Source organism: Caloramator sp. Dgby_cultured_2 (assembly GCF_028872215.1).
Lineage (GTDB): Bacteria > Bacillota > Clostridia > Clostridiales > Caloramatoraceae > Caloramator > Caloramator australicus.
The window spans coordinates 2,511,258-2,526,154 of the sequence record NZ_CP118396.1 but is presented as its reverse complement, the minus strand read 5'-3'; the positions used below and the strand labels follow the sequence as shown (position 1 = coordinate 2,526,154).

At 32.6% G+C, this 14,897-nt stretch carries 14 protein-coding genes and 5 pseudogenes; 8 read left to right on the top strand and 11 right to left on the bottom strand.

What is annotated here, in order from left to right; genetic code table 11:
• Positions 1 to 60 precede the first annotated feature (60 nt).
• Genes PWK10_RS17690 through PWK10_RS17675 form a run of 4 tightly spaced genes read right to left on the bottom strand, consistent with a single transcriptional unit; the run spans position 61 to position 1,871 of the window.
• Positions 61 to 432 (bottom strand): carbohydrate ABC transporter permease, encoded by a 372-nt coding sequence (locus PWK10_RS17690; protein ID WP_274766936.1) that lies wholly within the window; start codon positions 430 to 432, stop codon positions 61 to 63.
• A 23-nt stretch (positions 433 to 455) separates the two neighbouring features.
• Positions 456 to 917, bottom strand: coding sequence for a carbohydrate ABC transporter permease (locus tag PWK10_RS17685; RefSeq protein ID WP_274766935.1), 462 nt, complete (start codon positions 915 to 917; stop codon positions 456 to 458).
• A complete protein-coding gene (locus tag PWK10_RS17680; protein WP_274766934.1) occupies positions 904 to 1,566 on the bottom strand; it encodes a substrate-binding domain-containing protein in 663 nt (220 codons plus the stop codon). Before PWK10_RS17680 ends, PWK10_RS17685 begins: the two co-directional genes overlap by 14 nt.
• Positions 1,545 to 1,871 (bottom strand): LacI family DNA-binding transcriptional regulator, encoded by a 327-nt coding sequence (locus tag PWK10_RS17675; RefSeq protein ID WP_274766933.1) that lies wholly within the window; start codon positions 1,869 to 1,871, stop codon positions 1,545 to 1,547. The genes PWK10_RS17680 and PWK10_RS17675 overlap by 22 nt, the downstream gene beginning before the upstream one ends.
• A 447-nt stretch (positions 1,872 to 2,318) precedes the next feature.
• On the opposite strand from PWK10_RS17675, the pseudogene PWK10_RS20220 reads away from it, so the two are divergent.
• From PWK10_RS20220 to PWK10_RS17665, 3 genes and pseudogenes are all read left to right on the top strand, one after another.
• Positions 2,319 to 2,867 (top strand): annotated as a pseudogene (locus PWK10_RS20220) (CHASE4 domain-containing protein); the annotation flags it as partial.
• A 59-nt stretch (positions 2,868 to 2,926) separates the two neighbouring features.
• Positions 2,927 to 3,973, top strand: coding sequence for a diguanylate cyclase domain-containing protein (locus tag PWK10_RS17670; protein ID WP_274766932.1), 1,047 nt, complete (start codon positions 2,927 to 2,929; stop codon positions 3,971 to 3,973).
• Complete coding sequence (locus PWK10_RS17665; protein WP_342455832.1) at positions 3,973 to 4,311, top strand: EAL domain-containing protein; 339 nt, start codon at positions 3,973 to 3,975, stop codon at positions 4,309 to 4,311. The genes PWK10_RS17670 and PWK10_RS17665 overlap by 1 nt, the downstream gene beginning before the upstream one ends.
• A gap of 12 nt (positions 4,312 to 4,323) precedes the next feature.
• Here the strand turns inward: PWK10_RS17665 and PWK10_RS17660 are convergent, their stop codons facing one another.
• The 6 genes and pseudogenes from PWK10_RS17660 to PWK10_RS17635 form a co-directional block, all read right to left on the bottom strand.
• Positions 4,324 to 5,289, bottom strand: a complete 966-nt coding sequence (locus PWK10_RS17660; RefSeq protein ID WP_274766931.1) for an SPFH domain-containing protein — start codon at positions 5,287 to 5,289, stop codon at positions 4,324 to 4,326.
• Positions 5,280 to 5,741, bottom strand: coding sequence for an NfeD family protein (locus PWK10_RS17655; protein WP_274766930.1), 462 nt, complete (start codon positions 5,739 to 5,741; stop codon positions 5,280 to 5,282). Before PWK10_RS17655 ends, PWK10_RS17660 begins: the two co-directional genes overlap by 10 nt.
• Before the next feature lie 124 nt (positions 5,742 to 5,865).
• A pseudogene (locus PWK10_RS17650) lies at positions 5,866 to 6,680 on the bottom strand (polyprenyl synthetase family protein).
• Between the two features lie 234 nt (positions 6,681 to 6,914).
• Positions 6,915 to 7,261: pseudogene (locus PWK10_RS17645) on the bottom strand (Gx transporter family protein).
• Positions 7,262 to 7,356: 95 nt separating this feature from the next.
• Positions 7,357 to 7,596 carry a NusG domain II-containing protein gene (locus PWK10_RS17640; RefSeq protein ID WP_274768365.1) on the bottom strand — a complete coding sequence of 80 codons (240 nt, stop codon included), beginning with the start codon at positions 7,594 to 7,596 and terminating at the stop codon, positions 7,357 to 7,359.
• The gene (locus PWK10_RS17635; RefSeq protein WP_274766929.1) at positions 7,563 to 9,368 is read right to left on the bottom strand and encodes an FAD-dependent oxidoreductase; all 1,806 of its coding nucleotides are present in this window, start codon (positions 9,366 to 9,368) and stop codon (positions 7,563 to 7,565) included. Before PWK10_RS17635 ends, PWK10_RS17640 begins: the two co-directional genes overlap by 34 nt.
• 287 nt (positions 9,369 to 9,655) lie before the next feature.
• Between PWK10_RS17635 and PWK10_RS17630 the strand changes: the two genes are divergently transcribed.
• The 5 genes and pseudogenes from PWK10_RS17630 (at position 9,656) to PWK10_RS17610 (ending at position 13,397) form a co-directional block, all read left to right on the top strand.
• Positions 9,656 to 10,030: a hypothetical protein gene (locus PWK10_RS17630; protein ID WP_274766928.1), complete on the top strand. Its 375-nt coding sequence runs from the start codon at positions 9,656 to 9,658 to the stop codon at positions 10,028 to 10,030.
• A gap of 584 nt (positions 10,031 to 10,614) precedes the next feature.
• Positions 10,615 to 12,235, top strand: a pseudogene (locus PWK10_RS17625) (Na/Pi cotransporter family protein).
• A gap of 160 nt (positions 12,236 to 12,395) precedes the next feature.
• Positions 12,396 to 12,754 (top strand): annotated as a pseudogene (locus PWK10_RS17620) (DUF2089 family protein).
• A 17-nt stretch (positions 12,755 to 12,771) separates the two neighbouring features.
• Entirely contained in the window at positions 12,772 to 13,134 is a 363-nt protein-coding gene (locus tag PWK10_RS17615; RefSeq protein ID WP_008909982.1) for an SHOCT-like domain-containing protein, read from the top strand.
• A gap of 8 nt (positions 13,135 to 13,142) precedes the next feature.
• Positions 13,143 to 13,397 (top strand): hypothetical protein, encoded by a 255-nt coding sequence (locus PWK10_RS17610; protein WP_008909983.1) that lies wholly within the window; start codon positions 13,143 to 13,145, stop codon positions 13,395 to 13,397.
• A 45-nt stretch (positions 13,398 to 13,442) separates the two neighbouring features.
• On the opposite strand, the gene PWK10_RS17605 is transcribed toward PWK10_RS17610, so the two are convergent.
• Positions 13,443 to 14,876: an NCS2 family permease gene (locus PWK10_RS17605; protein WP_274766927.1), complete on the bottom strand. Its 1,434-nt coding sequence runs from the start codon at positions 14,874 to 14,876 to the stop codon at positions 13,443 to 13,445.
• Between the last annotated feature and the right edge of the window lie 21 nt (positions 14,877 to 14,897).

The following is a 14,897-nucleotide window of genomic DNA, read 5'->3' as shown; positions in this document are numbered from 1 at the left end:
GTCATAAACAGCACTATAAGTATTATTCCAAGGTAGAAGAAAAATTTGCTAATGATTTTTTTACTTTGCACCTTTTACTCCCTCCCCTCTATCCACAAATCTAAAGTATAATACCATGAATATTATTATGATAAGTAGCAATATCGTCGATGCTGCTGCTGATGCATTTAGGTTGTTGTAGGAATATTCATCATAGGCATAGGTTGCAAGGAATGGAGTAACTCTACCTGCTAAAATCTTTGGAAGTTCAAATATTCTAAATGAATCTACAGCCCTTAGTATCATAGTCATTGTGATGGAGGGTTTCAAAAGAGGCAATGTAACATAGAAAAATGTTTGGGTTTTTGATGCACCATCAATTGCACTTGCTTCATAAACATCGCTTGGAATCGATTCCAAGCCAGCTAAAAGAAGTAATACTACAACCGGCAATACCTTCCAAGAATCCGCAAAGGCTATGACGAATATATTTTTATACCTCCTGATGTCCACGCAATTGGCTTTGTTATTATACCGAGCCTGTATAACAATTCGTTTAAATATCCTTGCGTTCCAAATATATAAAGCAATGTAACACCTGATACAAGTGTTGGCACCCCCATTGGAAGTAAAACCAGGGACCTTACTAATCCTTTTCCTTTGAAATCATACTTTAGAGCCATTGCAATAAATAAACCTACAACTAATTGAAATGTAAGCCCTACCAATGTAACTGCAATCGTGTTGAATATTGCCATATTAAAATCCTTTTTAGCAAAAAGATACTGATAAGTTGAAAAACCTAATGCCCCTGTATCTTTATCTTGAAAACTTAACAAAATGGTTTTTAAAATAGGAAAAATAGTAAAGCCAAGGATATATAAAGCCAGCGGTAAAATTAAAAGAAGTTCAAAATAATACTTTTTAATAAATTTCATCAACTTTCCCCTTTACTTTGCAAGAGCTTCTTTCAATTAATTCAAAATCAAGTTGAACTTCCCTTTCTACATCTTCTCCTTGGAGTATTTTTATAAGCATCTCCATCCCCTTTGCTCCCATTTCATATCTTGGCTGCTTTACAGTAGTTATAGGAGGATAAAAGTATTCTGCAAGTTCTACTCCGTCAAAACCTATAATTGAAAAATCATCAGGGACTTTAAAGCCATGTTGCATCGCACAAGATGCAGCACCAACAGCCATGGTATCTGAAGCTGAAAAAATTGCAGTTGGCTTGTCCTTAAGCTTTAGAACTTTTAGCATATTTTGATATCCACTTTTAAATTTATAATCACTGTAAAATATGATGTTTTCATCTAATTTTAAGCCGCTTTCTTCAAGTGCCCTTTTGTATCCGTTTATTCTTGGAATTCCAGCATTAGGGTCTTCCTTTTTCCCTGCAAGCATGGCAATCCTTTTGTGGCCTAATTTAATTAAATACTTTGTAGCCTCATAGGCTGCCCTTTCGTTATCTATGGTAACGCTGTAAAATTCACTTTCATCATCTTTTGTGGCTATCAAAACTATAGGTATGTTTACCTTCTTAAAATCCCTTTTTAATTTTTCGCTTATTGTATTACTAATAAACAAAATTCCATCTGCCTTTTTTCTTTGAGCATTATAAGGGCTTCCTTTTCCTTCTCCCTTTTAAGGTCTGTATTTAAAAGTATTATGTTATATTTATACTCATTTGCTATATCTTCTATGCCCCTTACTATATCAGGATAAAAGGCACTGGATATATCAGGAATCATAACACCAATAGACTTTGTAGATTTTACTTTTAAGCTTCTTGCTATTGCATTTGGATTATAATCAAGCTCCTTAATAGCATCTAAAACTTTTTTCCTTGTTTCCTCAGAGACCGAAGGATGATTGTTTAAAACTCTTGACACGGTTCCTAGGCCTACACCTGCTTTTTTGCTACGTCCTTTATTGTAACTGACATAAAATCACTCCTTGGAAACGTTTCCTTAAAAAATAATATCATAATTTTTAGTAAAATTCAATATCTGTATTTTCACAAAATTAATATTTTCATAAATTTTTGTTTATTGTATAATATTACTTAATACTAACTTTTGGAGGATAACGCATGAAGATACAGAAGCGATTGACAAAAGATATTAGTATAGTGGCTTTAATAGTGCTTGTCTTAACTTTTTTTATTTTTAAAAAATATATTTTTGATCCTGTAACAACTTTTGAGAAACAAATAGCTTATGATAAAATAAATCGCTTAGAAATCTATATAAACAAACAAGCTCATATGTTATATAGCCTATCCCTTGATTATTCAAAGTGGGATGAAACTTATAAATTTGTAGAAACAAAATTCCGAATATATAAATTCAAATTTCAACTACGATATTTCCTTTGATAAAAACGGCGTAAACTTTTTATTTATTACCGATAAAAGTGGGAACATTATATATGAAAGATATAACCAAAATAGTTATGATGATGAATTTTTAAACAAAAAGATAAAAACAAGTATACTTCCTTTAATAAACAAATATATATTATCAATTGGTAAAGATACTTTAGGCGTAGAAAACCTTTATAACACACCAGTTTTATTAAGCATTCAAACAATTCAAGACAGCAATGCATCATCTCCGCCAAAAGGGTATTTTATAGTTGGTAAATATTTAAACAAGGAAGAAATTCGTGAAATAGATAATGATCTGACAGTTAATATAGACTCTATAGAAAAAACTAATTTTCTTGATCGATCTTTAAAACTCAATGATAATTTAATTTATGCTAAAACCACTTTTAAAAATATTTTTAATCATCCCTCGGTGTCCTTTACAATTAGATTTGAAAGGATTTTTTATCGTGAAGCTATAAAAAACATCATGTTTTTTCCCTTACTTCTCTGTTATTAGTTCTTACATCCATCTTGATATTTGTTTTTAGATTAAGAAAATCCATCCTCAACAGGATAATGCTGATTAAGGATATAATTAATACTATTGAAAAAACATCAAATCTTGAACTTCGCCTACCTATTGGCGGTGATGATGAGATTGATATTTTATCAAGGGACATTAATTCTATGCTGGATAAATTTAAACTAACGTCAAAACGATTAAAGGAAAGCCTTGATGATATTTACTATCTTGCATATCATGATAGTTTAACTCAACTTCCAAATAGGCTAAAAGCCGTAAAACACATTGAAGAATTGATAAATGCTAAGAGACCCTTTTACGCTATTTTGCTTGATATAGATAATTTCAAAAATATAAACGATATGTATGGACATGATTTAGGCGATGCAGTTTTAAAGTTTTTATCAAAGAAATTACAAAATAATATAAAAAAGAATAAATTTATAGCAAGAATAGGGGGCGACGAATTTTTAATCATCCTTGAAAACCTGAGCGGCACTTTTCAAATTCAAAATATAGTTAATGATATTATTAACCTATTATCCAAACCTTTGCATTTAAAATCAGACAAATTATACATTGAAGCATCCATAGGAATAGCCGAATTTCCAAAGGATGGTTCTACTCTTAAAAGTTTACTAAAAAACGTTGAGATAGCCATGTATGAATGTAAAAAGAAAAAATTAAAATATCAATATTTCAATCCTGCACTAAATGAAAAGGCTTTAACCACTTTAACTTTAAGCAACAAATTAAAACAATGTATAGAAAATAATGAATTTATTATATTCTATCAACCTATTTATAGTTTAAAGGAAAATAAAGTTTGTAGTGCAGAAGCTTTAGTTAGATTAAGTTTAGATAATAAGATTATCCCACCTAATCAGTTTATTCCAATTGCAAGGGAATTAGGATTACTTCCCGAGATAGATAACTTTGTCTTAACTAATTCAATTAAACAATGTAAAATTTGGATGGATTCAGGTGTGGAAAATTTTTCAATTTCAATTAATACCTCTTTTAAACAAATTATAGATGAAAACTTTGTAGAGTTCATTAAAGACACTATCACAAAGTTTACTTTTTCCCTCAGAATGTAATTCTTGAAATCACTGAAGAAGAAGCTTTAGAAGATTTAGAAAGGGTAGCAGAAATATTAAATAAATTAAAGGAATTAGGTGTAAAAATTGCAATAGATGATTTCGGAACAGGTTATTCCTCTCTAAATTATATAGCTAGACTCCCTATAGATATATTAAAGATAGATAGATCCCTTATAAATAACATAAAAGATGAAAAAAATATCGAAATAATAAAGGCCATTATTTCAATGGCAAACTCATTAAAATTAAGTGTAATTGTTGAAGGTATTGAAAACAAATTGCAACTTGAGATTTTAAAGGAACTTAATGTTGAAAAATTCAGGGATATCTTATAGATAAACCTTTGCCTAAGGAAGAATTCGAAGCAAAATATATAAAGGGATGCTGAGCATCCCTTTATTTTTAAGCATTTCTCCAATTGCTGCAATGTTGCCAAGGCTTGATATAGCTTCATTGGGAAGTATGATTTTATTTGCTGGATTTTTAGCCATCTCTTGTAGTGCTTCAACCTGCTTTAGTGCTATAACTACTTCATTTGTTCCCGATTCAATTATTGCCTTGTTTACAAGATTAATGGCTTCTGCCTGAGCTTCTGCGATCTTTCTTATTGCCATAGCCCTACCTTCTGCTTCAAGAAGCTGTGCTTCTCTTTGACCTTCTGCTCTTCTTATATTTGCTTCTCTTTCTGCTTCTGCCTCTAGAATTTTAGCCTGCTTTAACCCTTCTGCCTTTGCAATGGCGCTTTGTTTTTCACCTTCTGCTTGAAGTATTGCTGCTCTTTTATCTCTTTCTGCCTTCATCTGCTTTTCCATTGCCTGTTGAATTTCCGCTGGAGGAATTATGTTTTTAATCTCAACAGAAAGTATTTTAATACCGTAAGCATCTGTAATTTCATCAACAACCCTTAAAAGTTCATTGTTAATTTTATCCCTACCTGATAATACCTCATCAAGGGTCATATTTCCTACGATATTTCTCATATTAGTTATTGTAGAATAAATTATACCCGCTTTGTAATTTTCAATATTATAAATTGCTGCCCTTGCATCCATTACTTTATAAAAAATTACGTTGTCTATAGAAATTTTTACATTATCTTTAGTGATAACCGATTGTGGTTCAATGTCAAGTATTTGTTGCTTTGTCGAAACCTTTGCCCTAACAAAATCAGCAATTGGAACTATAAAGTGCCACCCAGGCTCCAATATCCTGTGAAACTGACCGAACCTTTCAACCACGTATAAATAACCAGTATTAACAATCCTAATTGACGAAATTACAACAATTAAAACTATAAATACAATTAACACCAAAAAACATTAGCTATGATATTCATATTTTTCCCCCTTACTTTTTGGATTAAAAACTTACTTCCTTCTATGCCTATGATCTTAAACCTTTCTCCCCTTTTTATTATCTCCCCAGTATTTTTAGCAAGCCAATAAATTCCGTTAATTTTAATATGAGCCTTATCAATTATATCCTCTTCTGCCGTAAGTTCCATTCCTATATATTCCTCTTCCATCCTCAAGGTCCTCTTTACAGTCTTTTTTAAGGTCTCTTTGATAAAAGGATAGCTTATTCCTAAAGTTAAAGCACTGACAATTGAAAAAATTATAATCTGAATTAAATTTGAGGCATTAAAAATTAAAGCTACAATGGCAAAAATAGCCCCTATCGTGAAGGCAAAAATAGATAAGCACTTGTCAGGATATCTGTCAATATTCCTAAAAGTGCTATTATAATCCAAACATATAACAAACAAATAAACCCCCTTATATGTTTTTTTATTATACTTCCAAATTCTGAAAATTAAAAGCTCTTAAAACTACTATTTTAGTCTTATTTGTTTGTTATTTGCCAAGAAAAATTAAAATCCTTTAATTATCTTAATATTTCCTTTCAGCAAGTTGTAATGCTATTTCTTTTAAAACCAATTTAGAGCTATTATTAGGAAGAGTCTCTATATTTTTTAAAGCTTTACTTGTATATCTTTTTGCTAGTCCTTCAGAATACTCTATTCCACCGTTCTTAATTATTCTGTCGATCAAATAATTTAAGTCTTCAATCTTATCGCTGCTTAAAATTTCTTCTAGCTCTTTATCATGTCTTAATGCATAAATAACTGGAAGAGTATAAATTCCCTCCATTAGATCATGTCCAATGCTTTTTCCAAAAGTCCTATCTCCTATCAAGTCCAATATATCATCCTTTATTTGAAAAGCCATTCCAAGATCAAATCCTATTTTTTTAATCTATTAGCAATATCCTTTGAACACCTAGACTCCACAGCTCCTATAAAAAAGCTAAGGGAAAACAATATTGCTGTTTTTGCAGCAATCCTTTTTAGATAAGAATTTATAGAAACATCCGTTCTTTTCTTTGTCATCATTTGATTTATCTCTCCAACGCTTAGCCTTTCCATGCTTCTTATAACGCCCTTTATAGTATCAACCTGATCGCAAACCGTCAATAAACTCATACACCTTGAAAGGAGAAAATCCCCTATTAGAACGGCAGCCTCTTTTCCATATTTTTCTTGAACAGTTTTCATGTTTCTCCTAATCTTAGAATCATCCAGTATATCATCATGAATTAAAGTTGCGTTATGAAACATTTCAACAGCTGCAGCAATTTGAGTCATCTTGTCAGAATCATATTCCCCAAATGACGCAGCCAAGATAACAAATCCAGGTCTTAGCATTTTTCCGTTATTGTCAAATATATCTATCAACGCACTTTCTATCGTTTTTTCGCTGCACCTTACTTTTCTTTTAATTATTTTATTTACCTTCTGAAGTTCATCCCTCACAAAATCAATATTATCCCAAAATCCTGACATTTGATCACCTTTCTATCTTAAATTGTATTCTTCTAAGATGTTCAATAGAAAAGTTTGCTGCATATCCTATAAATATTCCTGTAACAAGCCCTGTAACTAATAAAAATGGCAAATACCAAAAATATTGATATTGTTTAATATAAACATAGCAACTAGAACTTGTCCAACATTATGAAATATTCCTCCAACCATACTTATTCCAACTGGGGATATATTTTTGCTAATTTTAAGTAAAGTTAGCATCATAATAAAACTTAGGATAGCACCAGATACGCTAAACAAAAAGAAGATAAATTTCCGCTAAAAATAGAACCCAATACTACTCTTATTATAACAATTAAAAGTGTTTCGTATGGAGTTAAAATATATAAAGAGATAACAGTAACAATATTAGCAAGACCTATTTTTGCACCTGGAAAGGTAAATGGCAATTGAATATACATTTCAATTATATAAAGACAAAGTGCAATTGAAATTAAAACTGAACTAAATACAAGTCTTCTAGTTTTCATGATGCCACCTCAATACGTAGAATCATCTATATCCTTTTTTCTCCTTCTATCTCAACAACAATTTTATGGGGCAGGCAAACAATGCTTTCCCCTGCCCCTGAGATTTTACCCATCTTTACACATAGCCCGTCATGGCAATTTGCTTCCTTCATGTAAACGCATCCATTCTCTATTACGATTATATTGATATCTTTCCCATCCGTAATTACAACTTTATTATTCTCACTTAGCTTTAAGCTTTTATATAATTTTCCTCCCTTATATATGTGAACGTATTCACCTTTTCCTTTTTGCTAAACATGTAAAATCCTTGGATGGAAAGAGCTATTATGAGTGTAATAACTATTATATATATGTCATGCTTTTTCATATATTCCCCTCTTTTAGATTTAAAGTTTAATTTACCTCTAAAAGTCTTTTCCCACCATTTATAGAACCATGGAACTACATAATAATCAAGTCCAAAGGAACGTCCAGCTCCTCCTAAAAGGGCTATAGCGCCAAATATATACCAGAGTATTTCCTTACCTGCCATAGCAGACAATATAAAGTTAAAGCACAAGAAAATCGATGCTAATGATGCTAATGCTGTAAAAAGACCTGCTATCAATGCTAAACCTATTCCTATCTCAGCTAATACTACCATCACTTGAAAATAATAAGCAAAGGGCTCAACAAATATATGCATAAATTGTTGATAAAATTCAGGTGGCTGCTTTAAAAGTGGAACAGCCTGGCTTACTGCCTGGGATGCCGAAGCAACAGCCTCTGTTGCTTGGGATGCTCCAGAAACACTTGAAGCTGTTACAATAAATATTTTATCTGGACTTAGCCAGCCTTGTTTTACTTTGCCCAATCCTTCTATCAACCACATTATTCCTATAAATAATCTTAAAAGAACAAGCCAGAAAGTAGGCGTTTTAGAAGCAAAATGTCCTCCAACCATAGATTTATTATTTTTAATGTCCATAAAATGATGTTTAAAATAGTCCCATATCAATAAAAATCCGCCGATTCCAAATAAATAATGCATATTTACAAGATGTTTTGCTGCCATTGCAAAAAATCCTGTAACATTTTTATTCATCAAGGTTGCAACGCAGTATCTAGAACCTATAGATACCATAAAGCCATGATAGTTTGATTTGAACCTTTTCTTTTCACTGCCTTTGATATCTGCAACTATATTTTCAGCTGCAACATCCGCAGTTTGAAGAGCAGTTTCAACAACCTGAAGAACCGGTTTTTGATCTTCTTCAAAATATGTTATATCGCCAATAACATAAACATTGTCATAATCAACGCTTTGCATATATTCATTCGTTAAAATTCTTCCTCTTTTACCCAAAGTTATATCTAACTTAGAAGCAAATGAATTACCTTGAACCCCGCATGTCCAAATAAGGGTTTTAGTATTAATTACATCTCCATTTTTAAGGACAACCTTATCCTCGGAAACTTCAACAATAGGAGATGAGGTTCTTAGCTCTATGTTTAACTTGTTGATATAATATCTTGCCTTTTTAATAAGTTTTTCGTTCAAAGTAGGCAGTATGGTATCTAAAGCCTCAACTATCATTACTCTAACTTCTTTTTCATCTATATTATATTTATAGCACAATTCTTTTTTAAATTCTGCAAGTTCCCCTGCCATTTCAACTCCTGTAAAGCCTGCACCTGCTACTACAAAGGTTAATAATTTTCTTCTTTCTTCGCTGCTTGTGGTTTTTGAAGCTTCTTCAAACATGTCTTCAATATGTCTTCTAATATTTTTAGCATCCTCTAAAGACCATAATGTAAAACCGTATTCTTGAACACCTTTAACTCCAAAGAAAGCAGGTTCACTTCCTATGTTTAATATCAAATAATCATATTCATAAATTGCTTCCTTTGATGTCAATCTCCTGTTTTTAAAATCAACATCAATTATTTGATCAACAATAACATTAACCTTGCTCCTGTGGAACAATCTTTTTAGCTCCACTTTTACAGCATCCTCTTCAACCCTTCCTCCAGCAACCTCATGAAGTTCAGTCATAAGGGTATGGTATGGATTTTTATCTATGAGATTAATCTCTACATCATGTTTTTTAGTCTTTTATTTAACAATTTTGCAGCCCTAACACCTCCATACCCGGCACCCAGGATCACTATTTTTTTGTCATTAAATCACCCCCGTATTTAATTCGTTAATATTATATTAAATCTTTTTAAAAATAATTTCAATAAAAATTATTAATTGAAATAAATTTTAAACTATGTTAAAATATTCTTGGAAGATGTTGTATATTGCAGTTTATTTTTTAACAAACAGGAGGGATATTTATGAAAAAATTCTTAGCTTTAGTATTATCAATGTTATTATTAATTCCATTATTCGCAGCTTGTTCAAAGCAAACAGACAACAATACCAACAGCAACACAAATAACAATGCCAACACTGCAACAAGCACAAAATACAACGACGGCACATACATTGGATATTCAGATGCTACTCCAGAATCTCGTGGCTTTGCCTATGCAGAAGTTACAATAAAGGATGATAAAATAACTGAAGTTAAATTATATGAAGTTAATGAATATGGAAAACTTAAGGATTATTCAACATACCCATTAAAAGAAGCTAAAACTGCAAACGAAGAAATGGCAAAAAGATTCGTTGAAAAAATTCAGCTGATGTTGATGATTACACTGGTGTAACAAATAGTTCCAAAAAGTATAAGGAAGCAGTTTCAAGGGCACTTGAAAAGGCAAGCAAAGAAAAGGATGGAAAGAAATACTTTGATGGAACATTCCTTGCAACTTCAGATCAATCTGCACAAAACGGCTATGCACTTGCATATGTTACAATTAAGGATGATAAAATAACAAATGTTGTCCTCCAAGAAGTAGGTAAGGACGGCAAGTTTAAAGATTATGCAACATACCCATTAAAAGAAGCTAAGGCTGCAAACGAAGAAATGGCAAAAAGATTCGTTGAAAAAATTCAGCTGATGTTGAAACAGTTGCTGGTGTAACAGGAAGTTCAAAGAGCTATATTGAAGCTGTTAAAAAGCATTAGAAATGGCAACAAAATAATTAAGCTGCCCATGTGGGCAGCTTAATTATTTTGCTGAAGTAGTATTTTGCCTTTAAATCCAAATATCAGGATTTAATCGGCATTAACAATAATTTCAAATACATAATTAACATAAACTTAACATGAATTTAACACTTCTTTACTGCAAATTTACTATAATTTAACCTGGTGTTAACTTATTTTTAACAGACAATGGAGGTATAGTATGAGTTGGAAAAACATATTTGAGCTTCTTGGAGGACTTGGCCTTTTTATTTTTGGTATGAAAACAATGGGGGATGGCCTGCAAAAGGCTGCTGGAAATAGGCTCAAAAAGATCCTTGAAACCCTCACAAGAAACAGAGTTTTTGCGATTTTAGTGGGTGCCTTTGTCACTGCAATTATTCAAAGCAGTAGTGCAACAACCGTTATGACGGTAGGATTTGTGAACGCAGGACTTATGGACCTTTTTCAAGCAGCGGGGTTATAATGGGTGCAAACATAGGGACTACAATGACAGCTCAGTTAATAGCATTCAAGCTTACAGACATCGCCCCATTAGTGCTTGCTATTGGAACTATAATGGTTATGTTTGGAAAAAGAAAAAGAACGAAGGATCTTGGTGGAATAATTCTCGGTTTTGGTATGCTCTTCGTTGGAATGAAGATAATGGAAAAATCTATGAGGCCACTGACTGAACTTGATGAGTTTAAAAATTTGATAACTACCATCGGACAGCATCCAATAATGGGGGTTTTTGTTGGACTTGGAATGACAGCAGTTGTTCAAAGCAGTAGTGCAACAATCGGAATTTTACAGGCTCTTGCAGGGCTTAATGCAATGCCTCTTGCTGTTGCTCTTCCGATACTATTTGGTGATAATATAGGAACTTGTGTTACAGCTCTTCTTGCAAGTATTGGAACAAGCAAAAACGCTAAAAGGGCAGCCCTTATACACTTAACATTTAATATCATAGGAACTATAATATTTATGCTTATACTTCCTGTTGTTGTAAAACTAATCCCTGTATTAGGTGGGGATATTAAAAGACAAATAGCAAATGCCCATACTATGTTCAATATAACAAATACTTTAATACAAGCTCCATTCATAGTTTTTCTTGTTAAATTTGTTAATTGGTTAATACCAGGAAAAGAAGACAAGGAAGATGTCATGACATTAGAACATCTTGATAGAAGACTTTTAGAAACTCCATCAATAGCTGTGGGACAGCTTGTAAAAGAAGTTATAAGAATGGGTAGATTAGCATCTAAGAATCTTTCAACTGCAATAGATGCTATTATAAACGAAGATGAAAATGCTATAAAACAAGTGTTCAACACAGAAGAAGTCATCAACTTCCTTGAAAGAGAAATAACTGGCTTCATGGTTGCTCTTTCAAATACCTCTTTATCAGAAGAACAATCGGAGCTTGTATCTGGGCTTTTCCACGTCGTAAACGATATAGAAAGAGTTGGAGACCATGCAGACAACCTTGCTGAACTTGCTCAATATAAGATTGATAACAAGCTCCCATTCTCAGAGTCTGCAATATCGCAGCTTACAAAAATGTATGAAACAGTTAAATTTGCTATCGACTCATCAATTGAGGCTCTTGAGAATACTGACTTTATAAAGGCAGAAGATGTAATCGAAACAGAAGGGAAAATAGATGAACTTGAAAAAGATTTAGAGAAGATCATATCGATAGATTATCAAGGGGAATATGCAACCCCGTCAGTGGAACTGTATTCCTTGATATATTAAGCAATCTCGAAAGAATAGGCGACCATGCTAACAATATCGCACAAATGGTCCTTGATCAAAAGGAAGAGCTTTATGCCTAATGTTGGTTTATAGCACAGTATATTCAATATACTGTGCTTTTTTATTTCTTCAATAAATTAATTATAATATTAATTTTTTTAATTTTTAGTTTAATTTTTTTAATATATATATTGATTTTTTTAATATAAGTGCTATAATAAAATCAAGGATGGTGAAAATATGGGATACAAGATAATCACTCGTTGTCCTGTTTGCGATTCTAAATTAAAAATCACAAGACTTAGCTGTAAAAAATGTGGAACTACAATTGAGAACGAATTTGAACTTTCTAATCTCTCATATCTAACCAAAGAACAGCTGGATTTTGTAGAAGTATTCATAAAATGTAGGGAAATATTAAAGATGTTGAAAAGGAACTTTCCATATCCTATCCAACTGCTCGTTCGAAACTCGACGAAGTAATTTTAGCCCTTGGTTACCCTATCAAACAAAAATCTGAAAAGGAAAAGGACGTCCTTGATATGCTGGAAAAGGGTGAAATAACACCCGATGAGGCTATTAAAATGTTAAAGGATTAATTAAAGAGGGGGATATTATGAAGGATGAAATTTTAAGGATTTTAAGTATGGTAAGTGATGGGAAGATATCTCAGGAAAAGGCAGCAGAACTTATCGATGCCCTTTATCAAAGGGAAGAAAAAAGCAATAATGACTATGACAACAAAATTCTAAAGGTTAAGGTTCTATCCCATGAAGGTGACAATGTAAACGTAAACTTTCCAGTAAAGGCAGCAAAAGCAATCTTAAAGGCTACAGGGAAATTCCCAATAACAATGGGTGATCAAATCACAAATATAGATATGAATGCCTTAATTGAAGCTCTTGATGCCTCTGTGATTGGGAAAATAGTGGATGTAAAAAGCGCAGAGGGCGATATAGTTGAGGTTACCATTGAATAGGTGATATTATGAAAATTTTTATTAAAACTCCAAAATCAAAATTTACTATTCCAATTATTTTACCTATATCTATTATTAAACTCTCCCTTAAGTTAGGTAAAAAAGTTGCAAGCAAATATCTTGACGAAGAAGATCTAAAATATGTAAATTCTTTAGATTGGGATGCTCTATGTATAGCCTTTGATGAGCTTAAAAAATATAAAGGTTTAGAGCTTGTCAATATAGTAAGTCATAGCGGTGAAAATGTAAAAATCATAATATAAAAGTGAGGCAAAGAAATTTTCTTTGCCTCACTTTTATATAAAAATCTAATGGGGGAACATTGTGAATCTTAATATAAACAACACAGCTAAGACATAAATAATAGGATGCACTTCTTTACCTTTACCTGTAACTATTTTAACTATTGGATAGAATATGATTCCTGCTGCTATACCGTTTGCAATGCTATAGCTAAAGGGCATTATAGCAATTGTAAAGAAGGCTGGCAGTGCCTCTGTAAAATCGTTAAAATCTATATCTTTTACTGCTCCCATCATAAGAACTCCAACTATAACAAGGGCTGGAGCTGTAGCCTCTGAAGGAACAATACCTACTACTCCGCCAAAGAATAGCGAAAGTAAGAATAAAACTCCAACTGTAAAGGATGTAAGTCCAGTCTTTCCACCCTCTGAAATGCCTGCTGTTGACTCTACATATGTGGTTACTGTGCTTGTTCCAAGCAGAGCACCACAAGAAGTTGCAACTGCATCTGCCAGGAGAGCTTTATTCATGTTTTTCATTCTTCCATTCTCATCTAGCATATTAGCCTTTTGTGCAGTTCCTACTAAAGTTCCTATAGTATCAAACATATCAACTAAGCTAAAGGATATAACCACCATTATAACACTGCTTATTGCACCAACAAGACCTGCTCCTCCTACCCCTAAAAGTCCTCTAAAATCAGCCTTCATAAATGTTGGTGCAAGGGATGGAGGCATACTTAAAATCTTAACTCCAGAAATATTCGTTATTCCCATTGGAATTCCTATTATCGTAGTTGCTATTATTCCTATTAAAATAGAACCTTTTACCCTTCTTGCCATTAATATAGAAGTTATTATAATTCCAATCAAAGTTAAAAGGGCATGCTTATCTGTAAAACTTCCAAAACCAACAAGAGTGGCAGGGTTGTCTACAACTATACTTCCGTTTTTTAAGCCTATTAGAGCTATAAAAAGTCCTATACCTCCTGATATAGCAAGCTTAAGATTCTTAGGAAGAGCATCAACAATCTTTTCCCTTAAAGATGTTACAGTAATTATTATAAAAAGGACACCTGAAATAAACACTGCCGCTAAAGCTTCCTGCCATGTGTAACCAAGATTTATACAAACACTGTAGGTAAAGAAGGCATTAAGCCCCATACCTGGTGCCTGTGCAAAGGGCACATTTGCATAAAGAGCCATTATAAATGTTCCTATTGCTGCTGAAATTGCCGTTGCTGCAAAGACGGAAGCTACAACCGGATCGTTTATAGCATTAAAACTTGCCGCTGCATCGCCGATGGCTCCTTGGCTATTCATTCCTGCAAACTTAAGTATATTAGGATTTACAAATATAATATAGGCCATTGTAATAAATGTTGTAATTCCTGCTAAAATTTCAGTTTTAGCATCCGTTCCAGCATCACTTAAATGAAAAATCCTCTCTAAGAATCCTTTTTTGTTGCCGTCGTCATCACAACAATCCCTCCCTAACAAAAATTGCCATCTAGCTATGGA

Bases quoted from the DNA above. Each gene is read 5' to 3' on its own strand.
- PWK10_RS17635 (WP_274766929.1), bottom strand. From the start codon at position 9,368: ATGACTGAACTTCATGAGGTTGCTGGAGGAAGGGTTGAAGAGGATGCT.
- PWK10_RS17685 (WP_274766935.1), bottom strand. From the start codon at position 917: ATGAAATTTATTAAAAAGTATTATTTTGAACTTCTTTTAATTTTACCG.
- PWK10_RS17630 (WP_274766928.1), top strand. From the start codon at position 9,656: ATGAAAAAATTCTTAGCTTTAGTATTATCAATGTTATTATTAATTCCA.
- PWK10_RS17670 (WP_274766932.1), top strand. From the start codon at position 2,927: ATGCTGATTAAGGATATAATTAATACTATTGAAAAAACATCAAATCTT.
- PWK10_RS17615 (WP_008909982.1), top strand. From the start codon at position 12,772: ATGAAGGATGAAATTTTAAGGATTTTAAGTATGGTAAGTGATGGGAAG.
- PWK10_RS17610 (WP_008909983.1), top strand. From the start codon at position 13,143: ATGAAAATTTTTATTAAAACTCCAAAATCAAAATTTACTATTCCAATT.